We start from the raw sequence: 26,092 nt of genomic DNA, 5'->3' as shown, positions 1-26,092 counted from the left end.
TCTGAATAACCGATGCCGCCGAGTTATTCACCACCAGCGCAGAGCCGCCGTTAGCCTGAGCAACGTTGACGCTGGCCCCGCTTTTCACGGTAGCACCGTTGGCGGTGTTCGCCAGAATACCGGTACCACCGGCCCCGTTCAGGTTAATCACCAGCGCGGTTGAGTCAGACATATCCAGCTGGGAGGTATTCGCCACCACGCCGCCGGTGGCGGTTTCAAACGCCAGACCGGTACCGCTGCCGTTGACGTTGATAGTTCCGCTGTTGGTTTGAGCTAACGTTGCCGCGGTACGGATACCTTTACCGTTGGCCACGTTAATTTGGGTGGTGCCGGTTAGCTGCAGGCCGCTAATTTCAGCCTTGTTTTCAACGCCGTTACCGGTTGCACCGGCGGCATTGACGTTGATTTTCGCACCGGCAATTGTCAGACCTGTCGCGCCGGTATCGAGCAACACACCGTGTGCGGTGCCTTGTCCTTCAACCGTACCTAAACCGCTGCCGACCAGATTGAGCGACGCGTTCTGACCGAGCTTAATCGCCGCTTCGCCGCCGGTTGCGATGATATTACCGCCGGTGCTGGTCACGACTGAGCCTGCACCTTCCACCGATACGGCGACGCCGTTGACGCTGATATTGCTGGATTTATTGTCAAACTGACCGTTAATCACCTTCACGCCGGTGTTGCCGGTACCCTGCGTCAGGGTGATGTTGCCCTGATTGACCAACAGCCCCTGATTTTGAGTGATAAACCCGATGGCGTTGTTTAAGGTACTGGTGATATTGGATTCATTGGTCAGGGTAGAGCCGGTATTGGTGGTCAGGATGTTACCGGCCAAATCGTATTCGTTGCCGTCAACCACGCCCACTACCGCGCCATTGCCGACTAAACTCACGCTGGTACCCGCCTGTAACGTACCGTTGGCCGCGCCGGTGATATACACACCTTTTGCGCCCGCGCCTAAGATTTGGAAGTTACTGCCCGACGAGGCGACCACCGAGGTGCCTGCGCCAGTGGCCCAGATACCGTTAGCATCGTTACCGGAAGTTTTCATCTGCAGCACGCCCGACTGGGTCGCGCCGTCTTCAATGCGGAACAGGGTTGACTGTTTACCGCTGGCGTCCAGTACGGTACCGGCCGCCAGATTAGTCTGAATGCTAGAACCGGTGCCGACGATACGGAAAGCGATTTGGTCGGTCACGCCGGTGGCCTGCGCGGCAAACGTCGGTAAGGAGGTACCGGACAGGATAACCTTACCGCCCGCCATCGCCTCAACGCCGACCGCGCCTTGCCCCTGCATATCAATAGAACCGCCGGTCATATTGACGGTGACAGCGCTGCCGGAAGCCTGAATACCCTTAGTGCGGTTGGCGTTGGTACCGCCTTTTAGCACTAAGTTACCGCTATTATTAATGGTGGTAGCCAAATTCGACGAGCTGGCCACCAGTCCAATACCGCCGTCCTGTAAGGTAATGCTGCCGCTGTTGCCGCCAACAGAGCCGTCCAGCACCTGAATACCGGTGGTGTTTTTGCCGCTAAAGATAATATTGCCGGAGTTGCTCAGCGTCGCACTGTTACGGGCGATATAGCCGGTGACGTTATCCAGCGATGAATTGAGATTAGCGCCAGCCACCAGAAGGGTGCCGGTACCAAAACCGGCCGCACCGGCGTTGAGTGAACTATTGCTCAGCACGCCGGCAACCGGTGTACCGGTGGCAGAGCCGGTTAAATCATGCTTTTGCCCATCGGCAATACCGGCAACCGCCCCTGCGCTGCTTAAGTTAATGGTGGCGTTAGAGGCAATTTTACCCTGAGCGCCGCCTTCCACTAATACGCCGGTGGTATCGACGCCGGTCAGGTTAATGGTCATACCGCCGGAGTTAAACGCCGACACGTCAGTGCCGGTTAAGCCGGTGACCATCACCGCAACGGAGTCTTTACCGGACGCGGTGAGTGCCGAACCGGCACCCGTACCGCCGGTAAAGTCGGCACCGTCTTCCATACGGAACAGGGTAGAACGTTCAGTAGAAACATTCATAGTACCCGAACCGGTATTGGTCAGAGAGGCTGCCGGGCCGTAAACGAAGAAGCCAATCTGGTCAGTGCCGGAGACAAACTTCACTTCGCCTGCGCCGCCGATATCGATACTGCCGCCGTCACGAGCGTGAGCACCAATGGCGCCATCACCGGCCAGATTCACCGTACCGGTCAGGGTGATTTTACTGCCAGCGTTGTGTGACCACAGGCCATAGTTGCGCAGCCCGGTAGTCGGGTCAGCGCCACCGGCTACATTAATTACTCCGCTGGACGAGGCTTTACCGCCGCTATAGGCCATCATGCCAATATTGTTAATACCTTCTAAATCAATGGTACCCGCATTATCGACAATAGTACCCGCTGCGGCACTTCTACTCTGAATACCATAATTAACGCCAGGCGTAGCGCTGTAGTGCCCTTTTACGACGATGTTACCGCTATTGACCACGTTCACCGCGGCCGAGGTGCCAGCCATAATGGCCGTACCGCCTTGCACCTTATCGCCAATAATCAGGCTGCCTTTATTATTCGCCACCACACCTGCCGCCGTAATACGAATAATCTGACCACCGTTAACCTGAGCTACATCGACACCACCGCGGTCAATTGGCGCAGCGGTAAGGTCAATACTGCGGTCGCGCCCCAGATACATTACCCCATTCGTCTCATTGACAAATGTGGCAGTGCCCTGATCCATCACGATACCTCGTAGTGTTGCCGGACCGGTGACCGTGACGTTACCGATGTTGTAGGTACCGTGATTAACCGCCGAGGCACCATTGCGGACGAAAAGCGCCGGTATTGTCGTTCCTGTGATATTCGAATAGTTCCAGCCAGCGAGATTAACGGTGCCATTATTGATATAGGTGGAACCCGTATCCTGCACCAAATCATAACCGTTTTCACTACGCGTGCCACTAGTTTGGCCAAAATTACGCACACCGTTGTTAATGGCGTGGCCGCCATTGATGGCGCGTATTCCAGCCTGCACATTGCCATTGTAAGTGGTGAGCGTTCCGTTATTGATGACCGTGCCGCCATGGTTCGCCTGCAGGGCAGCGGTACCCGATGTTATTACTATGGCGCCCGTGCTGCCGATCTGGGCCAGCGCACCGGCACCGTCAGCCTGCATCAAGACCTGTTCCCCGATAGGTATATAAAGCGGATCGGTTGATGGAGTAGACAGCGGGTCTTTGAGTAGTACATAGTTATTAGTCGTGCTGGTTACCGCCGCGCGCATTGCCGCATCGTAGTTAGTCTGGGCGGCGGTACCGCTGCCTAGCTTGCCAGCCTGTAGTTGAGCGATTAGCCAATTATTATAGTTCTGATAGTCAGACAGGCTGTTCACGGTTTGAGTCTGGGGACCATCCGCGGTATTGACGGTAAAGGTTCCATTATAGGACTGAGTGGTGATGGATTTGTTTTCTGGCGCTAAGCTGCCGGGGGTAACGCTAGAGGAATGGCCAGCAAAAGATACCGTATTAGACGAATTCCAGTTAGCCGTGCCGTCGGTCACGTTAATAAACGTAGTACTTTTAACCGTATTATTGCCAATGGTCCCGTTGACGTCCACGTTCAAGGTACCGCCGTTAGTCACGCTGGCTATTTCGGCATCAACAAACGGCCCTGCACCTGCCGCAGTAGGTCGATAAACATAGAAACCAAACGAATTACTTCCCGGAAGTGTCTGCGTGATATCAGCGTTATTATAAGTATTGACCGTGGTGGCGCCCCCGGTAATAGGGTCAGACACTGCTACGCTAGCGCTTTGCGTACCATAAGCTAGCGTAAACATACCGCTAGGGTCAACCGCACCGGTGACATAGCCGGCGTTATAGCCATCGATTAGACGGTAAAATGTCGCATTTATTGCGCTTGAACCGGAAAACGCCGTAGTACCTGACAGATTTACCGTATCGCCGTTAACGCTAATACTGCCAGCCTTATTGTTATACTCCCCGACGGTAAACGTCGGGTCAATGGTAATCTCCCTTGCGGAGACAACGACAGAGCCCATCAGCAGGGCGCTAATGGCTGCCGTAAGCAGCGATTTTCGCCCCAAAAATACCGGAGGGTTTACGCGAACGGCTGCACCCGCACTAGCGGTACTTTTGGTTTTTCCCCGGCTTAATTCAGAGGCAACAACCCACAGACCCAATGTACTGTTCCAGATAATCCGATAAATTTTATTCATAAAAGCTCCATGTTAGTAATCAATATATCCCTGCGTTCTGTTACTCTTTTTTACCCTACTAGCGACCATTAAATAGCCAAAAGAACATCACCCCCCTTATTCAACAGGGGTTTATAGATAATAAATTTAATGTGAATTTTAATAAAAAGACCGATAACGCAATGGTTCTATAATCAATTTCACTCATTCAAGATAAAGATTCTCAACTTAAGAAAACCACTCCACCAACTCCCCAATCTCCATTCAAAACAGCCCAAACCTAATCTGAACCTCTCTGTGAAGGCTAAATCATAATAATTATTCTCAAGCTACTATCCAAAAAGTGAAGTGGAAGATAAGATTGCAATGCGATCTAATTTCAGTATGTAAGATCGCTTAAATTAATTAAAAAGGATTTTATCCTTAACTTTAGTGCGAGACAAGAGGATTCATTCATAAGATTTGTTAGTGCAGTCACTCTGTCTATTTCTGCAGGTTCACGATTGACCTAAGGGCCGCGTTGGCGCTCGTGTTCTGATAAATCAGCATCCGTATGCTCAAACCAAGGGCGACTAAGCTCGGCACTTCGATGAAAAAACAGCGGACTACCGCTCTGGTTTCGATGCCATAGACGTGCACATGAGCGATCTGCTGGCAGGGCATTGTGGTCTGGATGATTTCTAAACTGCAGTGGTTTCTGCTACAGCGATGTACTAGGCGTGGGGAATGGCTGGGTGAAATCAATGGTGTTCAAATTACCGGTACGCGACGAATGCGAAACTTTCTTTCATTACCCACAAACTCTGGGGTTAGGGGAGTATACGGCTGTCAGATAATGTCAAATGCGCGCACTGGTTCTGGGTACTGTCCCTATCTTTAAATCCTTAATTACGTTGTTAGCAAATGTGATAACCAACAGAAATCTTGTTATTAAATTAGACGTCAGAGGGTGAAAAATAGCTAATTAGTCTGAACATTGTTGAGGTTCCTACCGGTTTAGCCCGTAGGAACCCTGATATATAATTAACTAAATGGCAGGAGCTGTTGATATAGCTGTCTGAATATTACCCTTCTTTCCTGATAGTAATGATGACGTTCAGCTACGGGAGAGTGTAATTGTTCTAGAGGTAGTTCAGGACAAAGCTCGGCTAGAGGTATGTTTGGATTTACGGCTATCTGAGCCAGCCTTGCTGCGCCAAGTGCCGGACCGACATCTCCACCGGTGCGGTATTCTAGCGTTTGTCCACTGATATCTGCCAGCATCTGGCGCCAGTACGGGCTGCGTGCACCACCACCAATCAATGCAGTTTGCTCCGGTTGTAGACCTGTGGCATGAAGTACATCCATACCATCGGCCAGAGCGAAACTCACGCCTTCCAGCACTGCACGGGCTAAATCAGTTGCATTATGCTGGTGAGTAAAACCCCAAAATGCTCCTTTAGCGTCAGGATTATTATGAGGCGTACGCTCTCCAGAAAGATAAGGCAAAAACCAAACGGGGCTATCGGACGGCGGGTTTTGCTCAATGTTTGCCAACAGCTCTGGAACGCTGGCTACGTTAGTCAGCTTACAGGCCCAGTCCAGACAAGAGGCGGCACTCAGCATTACTGACATTAGGTGCCAGGTATTGGGCAACGCGTGACAGAAGCTGTGAACGGCACTTTCCGGATTACTCAGAAAGCCGTCGCTGACGGCAAAGTAGACGCCGGAAGTTCCCAACGAAAGCATCGCTTGCCCGGTGCGGTATAAGCCGATACCGACTGCACCTGCAGCATTATCGCCGCCGCCAGCAGCAACCGGAATCTGACCAATGCCCCAGCGTTGTGCGATGTCAGCCCGCACGTTGCCGGTAATCTGAGAACCTTCGAATAAAGCCGGCATATTGTCCCGACTAAGATGGCAGGCTGCGAGCATTTCATCGCTCCAGTCTCGTTGGGCGACGTTCATCCACATGGTACCAGCGGCGTCTGACATATCGCTGGCGGCTTTGCCGGTAATCAGCAAGCGTAAATAATCTTTGGGTAACAGAACCTTATCTATGGCGCAAAAAATTTTCGGTTCATGTTCAGCCAGCCACTTTAGTTTCGGGGCAGTAAATCCCGGCATCATCAAGTTACCGGTGATACTTCTAGACTGCGGAACTAAGCGTTCCAGCGCTGTACATTGAGCCCCGCTGCGTCCGTCATTCCATAAAATCGCCGGGCGTAAAACTTGATGGTGTTTATCCAGTAGTGTAGCTCCATGCATCTGGCCGGTTAGCCCCATAGCTTTAACCTGAGACAAGTTATGCTGTGCAGAGAGGGCATGCATGGCTACATCCGTTGCCTGCCACCATTCCTGCGGGTTTTGTTCTGACCAGAGGGGCTGGGGGCGGGAGATAGATAATGGTTGAGTATGGGTAGCAATGACCTGTTGCTGCTCGCTAAGCAAGATAACTTTTACACCGGAAGTACCGAGATCGATACCGATATACATGGGGGAAATCCTCCAGAACGGGCCAATGCTGGCCTTTGATGTAGCGGGACTTTGATAGATAAAATAGCGAACAATTTCCGATGAGTATGATGTGGAGTTCGTTCGCTATATTTTTATATGTCTGTTTAACTGGCCTGTTTAACCAAATAAATAGCGGTTGACCAGATTTTCTAACACTTCCTGACGTCCACTCTGATGCTGCGGCTTAATATCGTTGCTTTCAACATAGCTAGCCAGTGATTCCAGCGAGCTTTCGCCCTGCAAAATCTGTTGACCCAGCTTGCCATTCCAGCCTGCGTAACGTTCAGCAACTTTCTGATTTAACTGACCGTCTTCAACCATTTTTGCTGCTACTTTCAACGATAAAGCCATTGTATCCATTGCGCCGATATGGCCATAGAACAGGTCGTATTTGTCAGTGCTTTGGCGGCGGACTTTAGCATCAAAGTTTAACCCACCCGTAGTGAAGCCACCGGCTTTCAGGATCTCATACATAACCAGCGCATTTTCTTCTACGCCGATCGGGAACTGATCGGTATCCCAGCCTAACTGCGGGTCACCGCGGTTAGCATCAACCGAACCTAAAATACCCAATGCAATTGCAGACGCTATTTCATGATGGAAGCTGTGACCGGCCAGCGTGGCGTGGTTGGCCTCGATATTAACTTTGACTTCTTTTTCCAGACCGAACTGCTTAAGGAATCCGTAAACCGTTGCCACATCATAATCATACTGATGTTTAGTCGGTTCCTGAGGTTTAGGCTCAATCAGGAGAGTACCGTTAAATCCGATTTTATGTTTATGTTCCACCACCATTTGCATAAAGCGGCCCAGCTGTTCACGTTCCTGACGCAGGTCGGTATTTAGTAAAGTTTCATAACCTTCACGGCCCCCCCATAGCACGTAGTTTTCACCGCCCAGACGCTGAGTTGCTTTCATCGCGCTAAAAACCTGCGTTGCGGCATAAGCAAAGACTTCAGGATCCGGATTGGTTGCCGCACCGGCGCTATAGCGTGGATTAGTGAAGCAATTAGCTGTGCCCCATAGCAGCTTAACGCCGGAGGATTGCTGTTTCTCTGCCAGCACATCGGTCATGATAGTCAGATTATTTAGATACTCTTTGATTGAACTGCCTTCTGGAGAAACATCAATATCATGGAAGCAATAAAACGGCACATTAAGTTTATGATAAAACTCGAAGGCTACATCAGCTTTCGCTTTGGCGCGGACTAGAGCATCACCGGCGTCTTGCCATGGGCGTTGAAATGAGCCCACACCAAACATATCGGCCCCGTTCCAGCAGAAGGTATGCCAGTAGCAGGCGGCAAAGCGTAAGTGCTCCTCCATACGTTTACCCAAAATAAGCTCGTCTGGATTGTAGTGACGAAAGGCCAGAAGATTATTGCTGTCTGTGCCTTCATAGCGCACACGGTCGAGTTTATCGAAATACTGAGTCATGGTGATTTCCTTTACGCGATTAGACTAGAGCTTTTAGTTAGTTGGATCTGTTTTACATCGATAATATTGCAATTCCGGGATAGGGAAATTGCAATTTATTGAATATTAATTAGCTAAATTTATCTGGAAATTACTTCTTTAATTCATCATCTACGCATTCGGCTGATTCACCAAGGTAGTGCAAGGGATCCAGAATTTTATTAATATCCAAAGTATCAGGAACATGTGCTTTCTTCAGTTCATCATGAATTGACTGGGCAAATGTGAGCTTTTTGGCTATTGAACTCATAGCTGCTTCATACAGAATGTGATGTGCCGCAGGACGGCCAATGTGTTCGGCTAATTGCATCATCACTGCTTCAGAAAGGATTAGGCCGCCGGATATATCCAGATTTTTCTTCATATTTTCAGGATAAACATTTAAGCCTGAAATTAACTTGTACAGCCCCTCAACAATAGATACAGCAAAAATAGACACTTCAGGCAACGACACATCTAAAATATTACTCTCAGCGGCATCCCCTTCATTCATTCTTATCATTGATGTATTGCCTAGCATCATTCTTGAACGCAGCAATTGTGATACGCCCACTAGATTTTGGGCATGCTGCGGATTCCTCTTTTGTGACATAGTAGAACTGCCTACTTTGCCATGATGAAAGCTCTCTTCAGCTTCAGCAATTTCGGTTCGTTGTAAGAAAATTACTTCTTCACTGATTTTTTCTACGGTAGCGGCCAGCAGGCCAAAAACATTAATGTAAGCGGCTAATGAATCACAAGAAGACCTAACCGGAATCGACGATGATTTGAGATTCAGTAACTCTGCAACCTTATCCTGCACATTCCGTCCATTTCCACCCATAGCTGAAAAAACACCAACGGCTCCTCCCATTGTGACAATGAAAGCATCTTCAGCAGCGTGTATTAAGCGCGCTTTATGTCGACGAATTTCAGCACGCCAGCCTGCCACCTTAAAACCGAAGGTAATCGGCAGTGCATGTTGACCATGGGTTCTACCCGCCTGAGGAATATTTTTTGTATCGGCTGCGAGTTTAGCCATTGCGTTAAGAACATTATCGAGGTCTGACAGAATGATGTTGTGTGTTTTTCTTAATTGTAATACAGCCCCGGTATCGAAAATATTCTGAGTCGTTGCGCCCCAATGTATATATGACGCCGCGTCAGTACCACAAACGGCTTCATATTGACGCAAGACGGGTACAAAAGGATGCATGGTTTCTTTAATACCCGCGGAGATTTTATCTGCATCTAACAGTTTAACGTCAGCCTTCTCTGCAATGATGTCAGCTGCAGCTTTTGGGATCATCCCCAGTTCCGCCTGAGCTAATGCTAATGCCGCTTCTACGTCGAGCCAACTTTGTATTGTGTTTGAGTCAGACCAGATGTCTTTCGCTTTCTGACTGAACCAATGTCCTGTGATACATGAATCAAACATTCCTACGCTAGCCATAATTTATCCGCCTTAAGTTATTTTTAGTTATATTAATATATATATTGATATATAAAGTGACTTTAATCACAAAATTGAAATGATATATATAATGTTGTTTTAATTAATAAAAAATAATTTTTATTAAAAACATCGAGAGCGTCACGCTTTATGGAATTCGTTAATGGTTATACTTTCATAACATAATATGCATCAGGCTGTAAGCATCAAGTTATGACACTTGTTCTTTCACATAATCATGATTAACTCTTTGTGAGATATAAAATGACTGAGTCTACTGATATGAAAAACATTAAAAAATCCTGGTTTATATGGATAATCAGCATCCCAATTATTTTAGCTTCTATGTATTTTTGTTTTGGTCAAAAAGCGTTTGTTCTTGCGGTATCTTTCATTGTTATTATATTGATTGGTATGGGAATAATGCGAAGAATATATGCACAAGCGCTGGTATTAGTCGGTGGGTGTGTACTTTTATTAATAGCCGCATTTCTTTTTCCTGATGCCGCAATAACGGGCACCAGTTCCGGCTCCAAAGTCATCGATGTATTTGTCGAAATAAAAAATGTCTTCAGTAAAAATATTGCCAGCTTAGGGCTTATTATTATGGTCATTGCCGGTTTCTCTCGCTATATGAATGATATAGGTGCGTCTGGGAAACTGGTTGAGATTTGTGTAAAGCCCTTGGGAAGATTAAAGTCAAGGTATATGCTGCTGGGCGGGTGTTACATAATAATGCAACTTTTAGCGTTATTTATATCAAGTCCGTCAGGCCTGGCGCTTCTCATGATGTCTACTTTGTACCCGATCCTACGTTCTATTGGGTGCAGTAAGGCGTCTGTAGCTGCCGTCATTGCGTCAGGGGTTTGTATCGATTATGGCCCATCGGCAACCGGCAGCATTTTGATTTCCGAAATAACTGGCTATGATTTGTTCAGCTTTTTTGTTGAAAAGCAAATCCCGGTCGTATGGATACTTTTTATATTCATCGGCGTTATGCATATGTTTGTTCAGGCTTACTGGGATAAAAAAGAACCCGTACCATCACAAGATGATAGTTTGTTAATGTACCAACAAGCCTCTGCGGAAAAAGTACCTTATCTATTTGCTCTACTACCTATCATCCCCATGATACTTTTATTTATATTTTCCAGTCTGGCTGAAGAATGGTTACCAAAAGCACTGCGATTTAAAATGGATGTTATTACAGCGATGTTCATTTCATTCTTCATTGCATTCTTTTGTGACCTTATTCGTACATTTAATATAAAAAAGGCCGCCGATAAAATAGCGGGCCTTTTTGACCAAATGGGACAATCATTTATTATGATCGTTTCAATTTTACTCTGTGCTCAAGTTCTTGCCCAAGGAATGATAAAAATAGGTTTTATTGAAACACTATTTAGTTTTATTCCTTCCGGAACTCATACTCATATTCTCGTTGTTCTCTCTTTCAGTATTCTGGTATTTTTTAGTTCTGTTGTCCTTGGTACCGGTTCAACGTTCAATGCTTTTGCGCCGTTAGCGGCAGAAATGGCTAAAGGAGCAGGGATCTCTGTATACAGAGTTCTTATTCCAATGCATTTCTCTGGTAGCCTAGGGCGTAGTTTTTCTCCAATTGCTGGTGTAACAATTGCCGTCGCAGGATTAGTCGGATTGACCCCATTTGATATAATTAAGAGAAATGCTCTACAGCTTGGCAGTGCATATATTTTAATGTTAATACTTTCTCATTTCTTGATTGTATAACATTCAATATTTCTTAACTAAAAAGTAAAAGGCCTTGTTATGATTATAATAAGGCCTTATCGATCACAGTGGTTCTGAGTATCTATCTGGTGTAGGTTGATTTTGGTGAATATATTCAAGATAGCGTTGTATATGTGGAGGATTTAAATTTGAAAGAGTAAAGAATGCCGAATCATTTAGCACTTCAGGCATGAAATCTTTAAAGATAATCTGGGGGTCATGGAGCGTTGAAACAGGAAATGATGGCATTAAACATACACCCGTATTAGCCCTGACAAAGTCTAATGCAGAGTACGAATCAGAAACTTCAGCTATTATGTTATAAGACACACCTGACTTGTCTAACACTCGATCAAGTTTTGTTCTTGAAATATTTCTTTTAGTGAAAACAATCATTCTTTTCTGATTGAGATCCTCTGGAGTAATAACATCTTTGCTAGCTAATTCATCGAGTCGATTCATAGCGCACACTATTTTTGCTCTTCTTAAAGGAAATGCGCTGACGTTTATACTGGCTGTATTAAGAGACGAATCACCAAGAGCGATATCTGCTCGGCCTTCATTTAAGTTACTTAATAGTTTTGATGCTGTGACAATATCAATTTTTATATTTACATCTGGATTTTCTTTTATGTATTGAGCAGTTAAAGGCATTAGGAAACAATATGCAATTGTAGGCGTGGAAATGATATTCAGAGATTTTTTTTCTTCTTTATTCCATTCAAAATTAGTTAATCTTCCAAAAGAATCTGAAATTTTAATAATTTCTTCATATAATGATAATGCGTCTGAATTTGGTATTAATTTACCTTTTTCTCTTTTAAATAAAATACATCCAGATCTTGATTCAATTAAGCTTAATGTTCTACTTATTGCTGGTTGAGAAATACCCAGAAGCTCCGCGGCTAAGGTTGCCGTTCTCACTTCGATTAGCGTTTTTATTATTTCTAAATCTCTTAATGTAGCCCAACCACCTGACCAAGAAGATTTTTTCGCCATTTCCTTAACCCTATTTTCATATAATTGGTAGAACACAAGGTGACTTTTTGTGTTTTACGTCTGAAATATTTTTCAGATTAGCATGTTATACTATATAAATGAGTACGTTAAATATTAATTGAAGTTATCTATGAGCCGTGCTTCAAACAGTATAATTTACTTGATTAAGCTAAGGATTAAAATGATGGGGTGATCTGTGGACTATAAGTTCACATCAGGCCACAACATTAAGGCTGGTCAATGGGTACTGTGACGGAGGCCTGATTACAGGTTCCGGTAATACATAACTTTTCGACAACATTCTATAGCACGCGCGTATCAATGCTTGCCTTCGACCACGTTGAGCCGCCACACGTGGGGCAGATAAAGTCAGCGCATTTTTTTAATTTATATACATGGCTGCATTTTACACACGCATAAATGCCGGGTTTTTTTATCTCGGTGGTGGCATCAATCATTGATAATGGCAAGGTAGATAAACCTGGTTTGACGTCTTCATTTTTGTAGTAATAGACGCTCAAATTACCGTCTATTTCAACGAAAGCTAATTTCACCTGTCCGATATGAGTTACTGCTTTTTGTCTTAGCTCCATAGTAAATTCTTCGAAAGCGAAGCTTTGTTTCATTGCATTTTCCCAATGAAGCTGTCCGTCTTCTATTAATACAATGGGCTTTCCTTCTAGATGCCTTTGAAGGCGAGAGCTTTTGTTAATTAGGAGGGTAAAAAGCCGGTGCAGCCCGATGATAACAATGAACGTGATAACTACGGGTAAAAATGCGGCATCTTCATTCAGGGCTACATCCCCGGCCGCAGAGCCTAATATCAAAATGATAACGACTTCGAACAGGGTCATTTGCTTGACTCCCCGTCGACCGATTACCCGTAAAAATAGATAAACAATAAGAAAGGTTATTGCAGACCGGAGAGCGACTTCCAGTAAATAAGAGTAGGGGAGCCCATTGATGAACATTCTATTAAGATCAAAAATTTTCATTAGGAATCTCTGTTATGGCAAGAATAACGGTGCGGCCATCCCTTTTGGGCCGCGAAATTGAGGCATGACTATTTTTGGCTGAGATAGGCTTTAGTGATGGTGGGCATATTTGCCAAAAGCCAGTCGGACATTTCTTGTTCCTGTAGGAGAATGCCTTCCAAAACGTGCTTGGTTTGAGAATCTCCCAACAGTTCGGCGGCAGCAATAAGCGTGATGTATGATGCAATTTCCATATTTTCGAATACGTAAGCACCGATCGTTCCTTTCACTATTTCATCTTCCATGAAAACGCCGCTCATTACCTGTCCTGTGGCAATTGCTTTTCCTGCCAGATCCTTAAGCGTTGAGGTTGATGAGTCTAATCTTTCAATGCAGGTTTTGAGCTGTGCCTGTTGCTGCTTGGTTTCTTGTATATGCTGTATTATCCGGCTTTGGAGCTGTGGATATTCCTTTACCCGCGTCTTCATGCCTTCCAATAGGGTCTCGGCCTGTTCTTCCATTGCATGAGCATTTCGTAGCCAGTCAATAAAATGGTTGTGTAAGTTACTCATATGATTACCTCTCATCGATGTTGGTCGGCTATTCGATTTTTACCTGTTTACAGTATGATTTGTTTCATTCAGCGTAACGCTTCAATACTCTTTTTCTTATTTATCATCATAATATTTCTCTCAACGTTTTCTTGAGGAAATGAACCGATGTGTACCATAACAAATCCTTTTTAAGCCTAGGCCAAAAGATATAAATTCTCAAATATGGGGGAATACTTTATATATCTGCTTTAAATTTAACTAATTAAGTATTAAATTTCACATGTGCGGATGGCTTGAACGGTGATTAGTCTTGGTTATCTTTGTAAACCCTTACACTGGGGGCGCTGTGGCGGTATGAAACTCACTACTGAGGCAATCTTAAATGGCATATTTTTCAGACTGATACAGTAAACACCGAAATGCTGAATTTTGCTTTATGTCTCTACTTCTAAAAACCCTATCTATTCCCATCGTTGTCAGGTTCCGGTTGCCGAATTTTGCAATACGGGGGGCTATTTGTGCTTTCTTAATCCGCCTCAACGCCGTTATGTGCGTAATATCGGCCATGAAATTAACAACATATTGATTAATATTAGGAATTGTAAAGAAATCTAAACAAAATAATTTATTGAGTAGAGACTTAAAAAGCCATATATTGACCGCGCTTTATTCACGGTAGTTACTTTTTTTAATTTAATTATTCAACGGGCGTTACCGATAACCCCAGTTGTAGGAGAGATATGATGACGGATAAAGTCCGTATTGATAATTTAGGTGCAAATCCATTAAATGGTAACAATGAAACCTATTTAGCGAGACAAGCTGAATTTGAATCGAATGTCAGGAGCTATCCCCGTAAATTGCCGTTAGCCATTGCGAAAGCCAATGGCGTCTGGATAACTGATGTTGAAAATAATCAATATCTTGATTGCCTCGCCGGTGCGGGAACGCTGGCTCTTGGACATAACCATCCTGATGTGCTGCAAAGCATCCAAAATGTCATTACCAGCGGCTTGCCGTTGCATACACTGGATCTGACAACGCCGTTGAAAGATCGGTTCTCTGAATATCTGCTTTCTTTATTGCCAGGACAGGGCAAAGAGTATTGCCTGCAGTTCACCGGCCCATCCGGTGCTGATGCGGTTGAAGCCGCACTCAAGTTGGCCAAAAAATACACCGGCCGTTCTGGCGTGATTAGCTTCTCTGGCGGCTATCACGGCATGACCCACGGCGCTCTGGCAGTGACAGGCAACCTGTCGCCGAAAGAGGCCGTTAACGGTATGATGCCAGAAGTCCAGTTTATGCCTTATCCACACCAGTACCGCTGCCCGCTGGGTATTGGCGGTGACGCTGGCGTCAAGGCATTAACCTATTACTTCGAAAACCTGATCAACGACGTTGAAAGTGGCGTGCGCAAACCTGCGGCGGTCATCCTTGAAGCGGTTCAGGGCGAAGGCGGCGTTAACCCGGCACCGGCCGAGTGGCTGCAACGTATCCGTCAAGTTACCCAAGAACACGGCATTTTGCTGATTATCGACGAAGTTCAGGCTGGCTTCTGCCGTACCGGCAAACTGTTTGCCTTTGAACATGCGGGTATTGAGCCAGATATCATTGTGATGTCGAAAGCCGTTGGCGGTGGTTTACCGCTGGCAGTTCTGGGTATCAAAAAACAGTTCGACGCATGGGCGCCTGGCCACCACACCGGTACTTTCCGTGGTAACCAACTGGCGATGGCAACCGGCCTGACAACCTTGCAGCATCTGAAAGACCACAATATTGCTGACAAAACGGCTGCTCAGGGTGAATGGCTGAAAGGTCAACTGGCTGAGCTGCAAAAACGTTACCCGGTTATCGGCCACGTTCGGGGCCTTGGCCTGATGATCGGTATTGAGATCGTCAAACCAAACGAAGCTCAGGATCACATGGGCTGCTATCCGGCTGACGGTGAGCTGTCCGCTCTGTTGCAGAAAAAGTGCTTCGAAGCTGGGCTGATTTTGGAACGTGGCGGTCGTCATGGTTGCGTTCTGCGCCTACTGCCCTCTCTGCTGATTACCAACGATGAATTGGCTATTTTCCTAGATAAGTTTGAGCAGGCGCTGTTAGCTGCCGGCCTTAAACCTGTCTGAGTGAGGGAATGAGCTTAATGTCTGAGTTAAATCCAATTCTGGCTGCTTCAGTACAAAGTACTGAGGCTTACCAGCAAGCAATTGAACAGAGTAGTCAGGCTGTCGTGCAGTGGCTGCAACAGCCCGAGATGTATCAGGGGAAAACGGTTGCTGAACTGCGTGAACGCATTCGACTTGATTTCAATCTTCAAGGCTTGGGTAATCAGGTCGCGATTGAACGTGCAATTGAATACTTTTTAAAAGACAGTCTGTCGGTGCATCATCCGCAGTGCGTTGCACATTTACATTGTCCAAGCTTGGTGGTGAGCCAGGCCGCTGAAGTGTTGATCAATGCCACCAACCAGAGCATGGACTCTTGGGACCAAAGCCCATCAGCCACCATCATTGAGATGAAGCTGATCGAATGGCTGCGTACTCAAGTGGGTTATCAGTCTGGTGATGCGGGCGTGTTCACCAGCGGTGGTACCCAGAGCAATCTAATGGGCCTGATGCTGGCTCGCGATGCCTTCTTTGCTCGCCAAGGGCACTCTATCCAGCAGGATGGTTTGGTGGGTAACCTAAGAAAGATTAAAGTGTTATGTTCTGAAAATGCCCATTTCTCGGTGCAGAAGAACATGGCTTTACTCGGTCTGGGTTATCAGTCAGTGACGCTGGTGAAAACCGATCGGTTCGCTCGTATGGATGTGAACGATTTGGCGGAGAAAGTGGCGCAGGCTCAGGCCAATGGCGAGCAGATCCTAGCGATTGTGGCAACAGCAGGTACCACCGACGCGGGTGCTATCGATCCGTTGCGCGCCATTGCGACACTGGCGGCAGAGCATCAGATATGGGTGCATCTTGATGCGGCGTGGGGCGGTGCATTGCTACTGTCAGAGAAATATCGCGACTATCTGGACGGCATTGAATTAGTGGATTCCATTACGTTGGATTTCCATAAACAGTTCTTCCAGACTATTAGCTGCGGTGCCTTCTTGTTAAAAGAAGCTCGCCACTATGAGTTGATGCGCTATCAGGCGGCTTACCTGAACTCCGAGTTTGATGAAGCTCAGGGCGTGCCAAATCTGGTATCTAAATCTTTGCAGACCACGCGCCGTTTTGATGCGTTAAAGCTGTGGATGAGTCTGGAAGCGTTAGGTCAGAAGCAATACGCTGCGATTATTGACCACGGTGTGACGCTGGCTCAAGAGGTTGCGCAGTTTGTGACTGAGCAGCCGTCTCTGGAATTGGTCATGCAGCCGCAGCTGGCAAGCGTACTGTTCCGCTACCGCCCTGCGCTACTGGCAACGGCTGGCAATGCGGCAGTTGCGTTGCTTAACCAGAAGATCGGCGATGCTTTGCTGGAATCTGGTCGTGCGAACGTTGGCGTTACTGAGCATAACGGCGTCACCTGCCTGAAGCTTACATTGTTAAACCCGACGGTCAGCCTGAACGACGTGAAAGTCCTGCTGGCACTGGTCGAGACTACCGCACAGCCGTTATTGACGACTTAACTAGCCTGCTTTGCGCTGATACTAAAAGCCGATAACGATAAAATCGTTATCGGCTTTTATTTATCTGAACGCTTTTAAGCTGATTTGATTGGTACCTTGACCGATATAAGGGGTAATCACCACTCATAATATGGTATTTGACAATAGTTTTAAGATTACTTTAAAAGCAGATAATTATTCTATTTTTACGGAATAAAATACTAATGAAGTAATGTAAACCCTACCTATCTACATTTCTTATAATGATAAACTCTCTTCTTCTCTTTATTTTACCGTGCAAAATCATTAATGAATCGTTTTACTCTAGTGATTAGCCGGTAGTGAAAACAGTCTGCGCATTGGTAGTAATGCATTAATTTCACTATATATGAAACATTATGCCAAAAAGAAAGTATTTATAGGGGCCGAAAATATTTGGTAGGGAACGCGATTAGCTAGCTGAGAGTCGTAAAGGGTTAGGCTTATGGCGGCAACAATTTTATAACATTATTCCCAGATTGAAAGAAAAAGTGAAATGTTCGATTGGTTGGCATTTGCCATACCTGCGATTTTGCTTTAGCGGATAGAACAATTAATACCCGATTTATTCAAGACTATTTGTGGCAGCGAGATCTCCATTACATATGCGATATAAGAGAATGTGTTGGTATGTTTGTAGAAGTATGTCAGTTAAAAGGTGTGAAAAATAGCAGACATTTAGGACCAAAATGTCAATAAACTATATTCCATTAATTTTATTTTCTCTGAATATAAAATAAAAATCCAGCTTTATTCATCATCCTTTTGAATCATAGGATGTATTTTTATATGCATTAATATATCAACTCGTTGTATTTGAAATAATTTGCCTCGGAATAATTTTTCAAAGAGTGATTTCAAAATTCCCCGCATGCCACATTTAAAGATAAATTAACCTTAAAGTATAGTCATTGCGGCATATTAAACTGGCAATTTGGTGTTGTTAGATGCTTTAAACTTAAATTGTCAAAATGGTCCTAAATGTCAACAAATGAGTGCCTCAACGAGGGGGCCTTTTATACTTAGGGATGAGGTGAGAAATGGAAAGCAAGGTAAAAGCAATTGTAATAAAAATGTTGGAAAATCTGGGTTTGTTATTCTCTGATAATACGTTTTCTCTATTCGAGAATGTCGATTCCATACATTTCACTCCTCCTCATAAAAAATCCTTTGATGCCGTTAGTGTGGCGATAAATTCTATTTTAATTACTCCTATGCAAAAGAGTTTTCTTCCATAACTAACTGATTTTTATTTACGCGGATCTGGCTGGCGACATATTCATTGGCTTTTACCGTTTTATTCTTTGGTGAGCGCCGCTGTGTTTATTTGACTATTAAAATTAGCTAGAGAATACAACCAATTTTAGAGCATGTTCTGACGCTAAAATATAAATATTGCTAATGTTTAGGTGATAAATGCTAAGAACTTCTTATTTTATGGGGCTAATGCTCATTTTATTGGACGGTTCTATTTCTATTGGTCAGCCCATCTTCATTATTGAGAGCGTTGTGCGAGCTCTTTTTTAAAGGAATAAATATGAAATTTTTCAAAAGAAAGATCGTTACTGAGTTAGCGATATCTATTGGCATCACGCTTTCATCGATGAATGGTGTCGCGTTCGCTAATGCCAATGTGGCCTGCGGGAATGGGGCTACGATCAGCAACACAACCGTATTTGGTGGCTCATACACTACATCTAACAATTGTGGTAGCAATATCACTATTACCACTTCGGGAAGTAAAACCATACTAGGCGGAAGTGAAACCAATAATACTAATGGTATTTATTTCGCCATGAACGGTCCTCACCCTGCTTTTATTTTTGGTGATGATTTAACCGTCATTACATCAGGTAGTGTGGTTGATGCGATTAGAACCAATGGCACCTCATCTGGCGATGGTGTTTATACGGTGATTACCGGCAAGAATACGACGCTGACTGCCAATGGAAGTAATAGTAATGGTGTTAACGTTGCACAAAGCCCGAATACGGGGGCTGGCTATGGACGAGTATATATCGGCGAATCCAGCTCTATTGTGGCTAAAAATGGTACCGCTTTTCGCGTCAATTTAACCTCTCAGGCACCTTATTATAATTTAGCCTATATCGGTAATCATTCAACAATTGAAGCTGGCGGCCCTGGCGGCAACGGTTCAAATACCACCGGCTATGCGGTATATGCTGGAAACCGGGATAGTGTTTTAACCAATGGTACCGCCAGTGGAACTAATGCTGTTGCCATCATCGGTTCTGACTCAACAATAAAAACGACCGGTAATAACGGCCATGCGGTTTATGCCAATAAAGGTGGAGTTGTACAATTACAAGGCCATGCCGGTTCAATTCATATTTCCACTGAAGGTTCAGGCGCTGATGCACTCAGGGCAGAGAAAAAGTTAACTAGCGGCAATAATTTTAATGCGATGGGTGGGCGAATAGAGCTTACCGGTGACACTACCATCACGCTAAATCAACCCGACACCGCTTATGCCATGCATACGCTGGGTGACGGCTCGGTTATTTCCTCATCTAAAACCAACTATTATACCGGCAGTGACGACAAGCTTTACGATGGAGCCGGTACCATCGTTAATAATGCTGCCAAAGTCACAGTTTCAACCTCTGGCATTTATAACGTTACGGGTAATTTACTTGCTGAGTCAGGCCTTATCGATCTGAGCATGACGGATAATAGTAACTTTACCGGTACCACAACGTTAGATACCTACTCTTATACCGATGCAGCAGGTGCCGCGGTAGCGGATGCGAAGGGCGCGATCAATTTAGCTATTGATGGCGCAAACAGTATCTGGAATATGACCGGTGACTCAGAAGCGTCTAACCTGACATTGAATGGTTCAACGCTAAAGTATGATGAACCTCTGGCTGGTACAGCATTTGTGCCCAAAACGCTGACTATTGATAATAACTACAACGGAAATAGCGCTACGTTGGTTCTTAATACAGTGCTGGAAGACGATGTTTCAGCTACTGATAAACTGATTGTTGCAGGTAATACTTCCGGTCATACCAATGTCAGAATTAACAATATCGGTGGTCGCGGTGCTTTAACCACCCTGGGTATAGAAATTGTTCAGGTCGGCGGTATTTCAGCCGGTACTTTTGGCAACAGCGGCCGTATTGTGGCCGGTGCATATGACTATTTTGTTCGTTCTGGTTCAACGATTAGCGGTGCTAATGCCAATAACTGGTACCTGATTTCTGAATTACCGGCCACGCCAATTCCCGTGCCAACGCCGACTCCAACTCCAACACCGACTCCAGTACCGACACCAACGCCGACTCCTGTACCAACTCCGGCCCCAACGCCTACCGATGCTGCTCCGGTCTATCGTCCTGAAGCCGGTAGCTATCTGGCCAATCTGGCCTCAGCAAATACTCTATTTATTACCCGACTGCACGATCGGCTGGGTGAAACCCAATACACCGATGCCTTAACCGGTGAGAAGCGCGTCACCAGTATGTGGTTGCGCAATATCGGCGGCTATAACCGTTTCAACGATGGCAGCGGCCAGCTTAAGACTACCGGCAATCGCTATGTGATGCAGCTAGGCGGGGATTTAGCCCAGTGGAGTACCGATGGGCTAGACCGCTGGCATGCCGGTGCGATGGCGGGTTATGCCAAGAACAGCAGTTGGACTCGCTCAAACCGGACCCACTACTCTTCAACAGGTCAGGTTGATGGTTACAGCGTCGGCCTGTATGGCACTTGGTATGCTAATCATGCAGATAAAACGGGGGCTTACGTTGATACCTGGGCTCTTTATAACTGGTTTGATAACGAAGTGAAGGGTGATGGTTTACATACTGAAAAGTATCAATCTCACGGCATCACTGCATCGGTTGAAAGTGGATATACATTTAAAGTGGGCCAAAGCGAGCGCACTAGCTACTGGCTTCAGCCAAAAGCACAGCTTATCTGGATGGGGGTCAGTGCCGATGACCATACTGAAAATAACGGTACCCAAGTCAAAGACGATACCAACAATAATCTGATGACCCGTTTAGGCCTGCGCGCCTATGCCAATGGTCATAGTCAAATCGATGACGGTAAAGACCGCGAATTTCAGCCCTTTGTTGAGCTGAACTGGATCCACAATACCGAGAATTACGCGGTGGCGATGAACGGTGTGAACAACCGCCAGAGTGGAGCAAAAGACATTGGCGAGTTCAAGCTGGGCATCGAAGGAAAACTCAATAATCGTTTATCAACATGGGCCAACGTTGCACAGCAATTTGGCGGTAACCGCTATACCGATACTCAGGGGATGTTTGGCGTGAAATATAGCTTTTAACCTGTGACTGAGAACCGGTTTGTACGGCGATAGGACGGAAATCTATTGCTGAAAATAAAATCACGATGAACGAGTAATCGCTTACTCATTCCATCGTGAAATCTTATAAAACAATATGGAAGAATAAAATGAATAAAGTTTATCGGATTATCTGGAACAGCGCGTTAGGCCTGTGGGTTGTTGCCTCTGAATTAAGTCGGGGTAAAACCAAAAGTACCGCTAGTGTGGGTGCCGCCGTTCGCGTAAATCCTCCGGTATTTTTGGGGCGAAAATCGCTGCTTACGGCGGCCATTAGCGCTCTACTGATAGGTGCTCCCGCTGTTTTTGCCACCAATATCACTATTGACCCAACCATTACAACCGGTGAGTTTAACAATAAGGCCGGTAGCATTAGCGTTAACGGCGATACGGTAAATCTGTCAGGTACTACGGCGTTTTCCGGTTCTGCCGGTGTTGATGCTACCTATTACACTTTAATCGGTGGTTATAACGCTGGCTATGTCACCGGTGCGGTTGACCCTAACGGTATGTTTACTCTCAGTTACGGTTCGCAAAGCGCTGGTGTAGCAGTGCCTGACCCGATTACCGGTGGCGCTTACACGGTCAATACTTACGATAATGCTAACATTATGCAGGTCGCTCCGGGCGGTGCTGCATTTGGCTTTTATGTGTACCGGCCTACCGCTGCGGGTACCGGGCCGTTTATCGATGCCGAAATTGCCAGTGTGACCAACGGCGGTACCCTGAACGTGGACATCAGTGGGGCCATTGGTGATTTTTCGGTGAAAAATACTACGTTTATTAACGTGACCGACGGCACGGCTAACTGGAATTCGGCTAATGCGGTGTATTTTGCCGGCGTTGCGTCTAACGTTCCCTATGGGAGTTTAGCGCCACAGAACGCATCAGTTAGTACTATGAGCTATAACGGGACCTTTACGGTCAATACTACCGATGGTCCCCAGACCCAAACCGTTAACGATCTGGCCGACTATAAGGCCTATAACAGCTGGCTGGTCGCTCAATTGCAGGCAGGTAAGCTGGGCAGTGGCACTGCGGCACAGGCTAACTACAATTTGGCCGTTGGTGCAGCGACCACCAGCGTTACAAATCCCTACGTACTAAATAGAGACCCTCTGTCTATTCCATCAACCGATCCGCTTTATATACCTACCGGGGAACAGGTCTTGATGCAGGCTGACGGTGCCGGTGCGCTGGCCCAGATCGGCAACACGGGTGCCATAGTGCTAATTATGGGTACCGCTGCCCTGCAGGCGGACCATGGCGGCACGGTCATCAATAACGGAACGCTCACCACATACGGTGGCAATGTGAAGGCTGGAATACGCGCCATCAATGGCGGCCACGCCATTAACAACGGTGTGCGTAATTTTGGCCAGACTAGTGGCACGCGTAGTGAAAACGGTTATGATTTGGTGCAGGGTACGGGTTCTACCTATATCAATAATGGTACCGTTAATATCGCCGGCTGGAACTACTCCCCCGCGTACGGCTATACGTCCGTCGGGCTCTATGTGCGCGCCGGCAGCTCAGCCATAAATTACGGCGCCTATAACGTGGGTAATGCGACGCTGGTTGGGGCGTCGGCACTGAATGGTATTGTATTGGATTCGGGTATCGCTTCGTTTATCAATGATACCGCGGGTGTGATGTATTTTGGGCGCGAAGCCAGTACCGATACCACCGCTGCCTCAATAGACCGCGGCGGTGTTGATGTCGCTCAGCCTAACGCCGGGCGACTTATTCTGGTTCAAGCCGGCGGCGCGACGGTGAATAACCAAGGCTCGCTGATTATTGGTGATAAGGTACAAAACGGTACGGCGATTCTTGTTGGCACCGCGGCCGCGGTGAACGTGGTCAATAGCGGTAACATCGTCGTAAAAGGGCACTACAGCGCTACGCCTGGCGTTAATTATGGTATTCAGAGTAGCAGTGCCGCAGCGGGTACTATTGTCGATAATGCGGGTACCATTGATTTAGAAGGTATTAACAATATCGGCATGATGGCCTATAGCAGCGGTAAAGCCTCGTCCAGCGGAGTAATTAATGTAGCCGGCGGCGCTGACCCGACTACCGGGCTGCGCAACTATGGCCTGTGGTCACACAACGCTGGCAGTAACATCACCCTGACCGGTACGGTGAATCTGGCCGGTGATGGCGCCATTGGCGTCCATGCCCGTGACGGCGGCAGTATTGATATCGACGGCGCAGGCGAAGTGAAGTTTGTCTCCGGCACCGATCAGATTGGCTTCTTTGTTTATGGTCCCTCAGCCTCTCTGACCAATACCGGCTCGGGTGCCATGGATGTGTCGACGGAACGTTCCACCCTGTTCCGTATGGAAGACGGTGCCGACTTTACCGGCGGTACGGGTGCCGGTTCGGCACTCACCGCGTCCGGTAAAGACTCCGTTGCGGTGATGGTCACCGGCTTAACCGGCACTGACGTGTCGGCGTTTAACTCCGGCGGCATGACCCTCAACCTGAGCGGTGAAAATGCCACCGGCGTATTAGTGGAAGGCGGTGCGCAGGGCAACATTGCCGCGAATGCCAACATTAATCTGACCGGGATGGGGGCGGTTGCCGGTATTGCCGACGGTCAAAAACACGACCTGTCCGGTGCTGATTCCGGTACCCCGGTTGCCGGCGTGCTGAGCAATAGTTCACTCAACGCCGGTGCGGCCGGTTTTGGTACCGGCACCCTTCTGGTGGCCGGCGCTAATCTTAATTCATCGCTGGATAACGTCACCGGCTATATCGCCCGTAACAGTGCGACGCTGAGCAACTCCGGCAATATTACCTTTAGCGGCAAAAACACCACCGGTATTCAGGTATTAGACGGCTCTGTCGGTGGCAATAGCGGCAGCATTACCTTACAGGACGGCGGTATTGGACTGGTGGCCAGCTCGTCGAATTTGGCTACCACCATTAATAATAGCGGTAACTTAGTGCTAAAAGGCGGTACCAACGCCAACCGCACTAAGGGTATTCAGGCTTCGGGCAGCGCCGTCACCGTCAATATGACCGGCGGCTCTATTGATATGCAGGGCCAGGGCGCGGTCGGCGTTGAGGCGATGGCGGGCGGTAAGGTTATCCTGTCCGGTACCTCATTACCGACGTTTGCCGCACAGGCCACCGGCGTGACCGACCAGATTGCTTTTCGTATCGTCGGCACCGGTTCTAGCATTCAGACTAATCTGGCGGCCGGTACCGTACTGGACGCCAGCGGTAAACAGTCAACGCTGTTCCGCATTGAAGACGGCGCGACCCAGTCGGGCGTGCTGCAGATGAAAACCTCCGGTAACGATGCTAACGGTATCTGGGCTACCGGTGCCGGAACCTCGGTGGTCGCCTCGTCGGGCAGTAACTTCCAAATCTTAGGCGCGGGCGCAAAAGGTGTGTATATCACCGGCGCGGCCAACGGTACGTTACAGGCGGGTACCAGCGTGAGTTTAGTCGGCAATGGCGCGGTAGTGGGCGTGGTTGACGGCAACGAATACGATTTGGCCGGTAACATCCTGACCAGCAATACCGGCTCTACCCTGACCAATGAATCCAATATCACCAGTACCTTAAACAACGCCATCGGGTTTATCACTCAAAATCAGGGGCTGTTGGTCAATCAGGGCAATATCGACTTTACTCTGGGTACCGGCAACACCGGCGTGAAGGTGATTAACGGTCAGTTTGAGAATAAATCCAGCAATATCAGCGTCAACGGCGTTGCCGTTTATGTTGAAGGTGCCGGATCTGTGGTACAGAGCACCGGTGGCCGCATTGTCGCAACCGGCGGTGAAGCGGCGATTAAGCTCGGTCAGAACGCGTCGCTCAATCTGGTCGGCAGCGGTTTAGGTACGGTTGAAGGGCAAGGTACGGCGCACGGTGTGTTGCTCGATACCGGCGCGACAGGTCTGGTGATTGCCGGTGCGAAAATCAACGTTAATGCCGACAGCACCATAGACCCGACGGTCGTTACGTCGACCGGTAACGGCGTTGAAAACAAGGCTGAAATTAGCGGCCTGCAGTTAACCGGCACCACCCAAATTAACGTGGCCAACGGCAAAGGTATCCGTACCGCGGCAACGTTAGCTCAAACGAACCAAGGTTCGATCAACGTATCCGGCAGCGGTACCGGTCTGGCGTTCGAAACCGCCACCGGCGGCGTGGTGGCGAATACCTCCCAACTGGATATGTCTGATTCAACCGCGCTGGTGATTAACCTGAACGGGGTCGGC

Annotated in this window: 13 protein-coding genes and 1 pseudogene; 6 read left to right on the top strand and 8 right to left on the bottom strand. The window is 47.1% G+C overall.

Annotated elements, in window-relative coordinates; genetic code table 11:
* Positions 1-4,228 (bottom strand): ESPR domain-containing protein (locus GVI43_RS15325; RefSeq protein WP_211959114.1); only part of this gene is annotated, 4,228 nt, incomplete at its 3' end.
* A 487-nt stretch (positions 4,229-4,715) separates the two neighbouring features.
* Complete coding sequence (locus GVI43_RS16115; protein ID WP_484478972.1) at positions 4,716-4,808, bottom strand: hypothetical protein; 93 nt, start codon at positions 4,806-4,808, stop codon at positions 4,716-4,718.
* Here GVI43_RS16115 and GVI43_RS15320 point away from each other — a divergent pair.
* A pseudogene (locus GVI43_RS15320) lies at positions 4,790-5,057 on the top strand (phosphoribosylformylglycinamidine synthase subunit PurQ); the annotation flags it as partial. The gene GVI43_RS16115 and the pseudogene GVI43_RS15320 sit on opposite strands and share 19 nt — an antisense overlap.
* 173 nt (positions 5,058-5,230) lie before the next feature.
* Here the strand turns inward: GVI43_RS15320 and xylB are convergent.
* From xylB to GVI43_RS15305, 3 genes are all read right to left on the bottom strand, one after another.
* Positions 5,231-6,682, bottom strand: a complete 1,452-nt coding sequence (gene xylB, locus GVI43_RS15315) for a xylulokinase (protein ID WP_159567715.1) — start codon at positions 6,680-6,682, stop codon at positions 5,231-5,233.
* Positions 6,683-6,820: 138 nt separating this feature from the next.
* The gene (xylA, locus tag GVI43_RS15310) at positions 6,821-8,140 is read right to left on the bottom strand and encodes a xylose isomerase (RefSeq protein ID WP_159567714.1); all 1,320 of its coding nucleotides are present in this window, start codon (positions 8,138-8,140) and stop codon (positions 6,821-6,823) included.
* Between the two features lie 130 nt (positions 8,141-8,270).
* Complete coding sequence (locus tag GVI43_RS15305; protein ID WP_159567713.1) at positions 8,271-9,611, bottom strand: class-II fumarase/aspartase family protein; 1,341 nt, start codon at positions 9,609-9,611, stop codon at positions 8,271-8,273.
* 264 nt (positions 9,612-9,875) lie between these two features.
* Between GVI43_RS15305 and dcuC the strand changes: the two genes are divergently transcribed.
* The gene (gene dcuC, locus GVI43_RS15300; RefSeq protein ID WP_159567712.1) at positions 9,876-11,360 is read left to right on the top strand and encodes a C4-dicarboxylate transporter DcuC; all 1,485 of its coding nucleotides are present in this window, start codon (positions 9,876-9,878) and stop codon (positions 11,358-11,360) included.
* Between the two features lie 63 nt (positions 11,361-11,423).
* Here dcuC and GVI43_RS15295 read toward each other — a convergent pair whose 3' ends face one another.
* The 3 genes from GVI43_RS15295 to GVI43_RS15285 form a co-directional block, all read right to left on the bottom strand.
* On the bottom strand, positions 11,424-12,359 hold the full coding sequence (locus GVI43_RS15295) for a LysR family transcriptional regulator (protein WP_159567711.1): 936 nt from the start codon (positions 12,357-12,359) through the stop codon (positions 11,424-11,426).
* Positions 12,360-12,661: 302 nt separating this feature from the next.
* Positions 12,662-13,330: a YetF domain-containing protein gene (locus GVI43_RS15290; RefSeq protein WP_343032125.1), complete on the bottom strand. Its 669-nt coding sequence runs from the start codon at positions 13,328-13,330 to the stop codon at positions 12,662-12,664.
* 92 nt (positions 13,331-13,422) lie between these two features.
* Positions 13,423-13,905 (bottom strand): ferritin-like domain-containing protein, encoded by a 483-nt coding sequence (locus GVI43_RS15285; protein WP_159567709.1) that lies wholly within the window; start codon positions 13,903-13,905, stop codon positions 13,423-13,425.
* Between the two features lie 725 nt (positions 13,906-14,630).
* Here GVI43_RS15285 and GVI43_RS15280 point away from each other — a divergent pair.
* The 4 genes from GVI43_RS15280 to GVI43_RS15265 all read left to right on the top strand — a co-directional run.
* Positions 14,631-16,013 carry a diaminobutyrate--2-oxoglutarate transaminase gene (locus tag GVI43_RS15280; RefSeq protein WP_159567716.1) on the top strand — a complete coding sequence of 461 codons (1,383 nt, stop codon included), beginning with the start codon at positions 14,631-14,633 and terminating at the stop codon, positions 16,011-16,013.
* A 17-nt stretch (positions 16,014-16,030) separates the two neighbouring features.
* Positions 16,031-17,503 (top strand): pyridoxal phosphate-dependent decarboxylase family protein, encoded by a 1,473-nt coding sequence (locus GVI43_RS15275; RefSeq protein WP_425482165.1) that lies wholly within the window; start codon positions 16,031-16,033, stop codon positions 17,501-17,503.
* 1,555 nt (positions 17,504-19,058) lie between these two features.
* Positions 19,059-21,839, top strand: a complete 2,781-nt coding sequence (locus GVI43_RS15270) for an autotransporter outer membrane beta-barrel domain-containing protein (RefSeq protein ID WP_159567707.1) — start codon at positions 19,059-19,061, stop codon at positions 21,837-21,839.
* 128 nt (positions 21,840-21,967) lie between these two features.
* Positions 21,968-26,092: ESPR domain-containing protein (locus GVI43_RS15265; RefSeq protein WP_211959113.1), on the top strand; the 4,125-nt coding region annotated here is incomplete at its 3' end.

It is taken from the genome of Budvicia diplopodorum, assembly GCF_009800925.1.
In the GTDB taxonomy this organism is placed as follows: Bacteria; Pseudomonadota; Gammaproteobacteria; order Enterobacterales; family Enterobacteriaceae; genus Budvicia; species Budvicia diplopodorum.
Note: the sequence above shows the minus strand (reverse complement) of the source record. Positions and strands in the feature narration are given on the sequence as shown.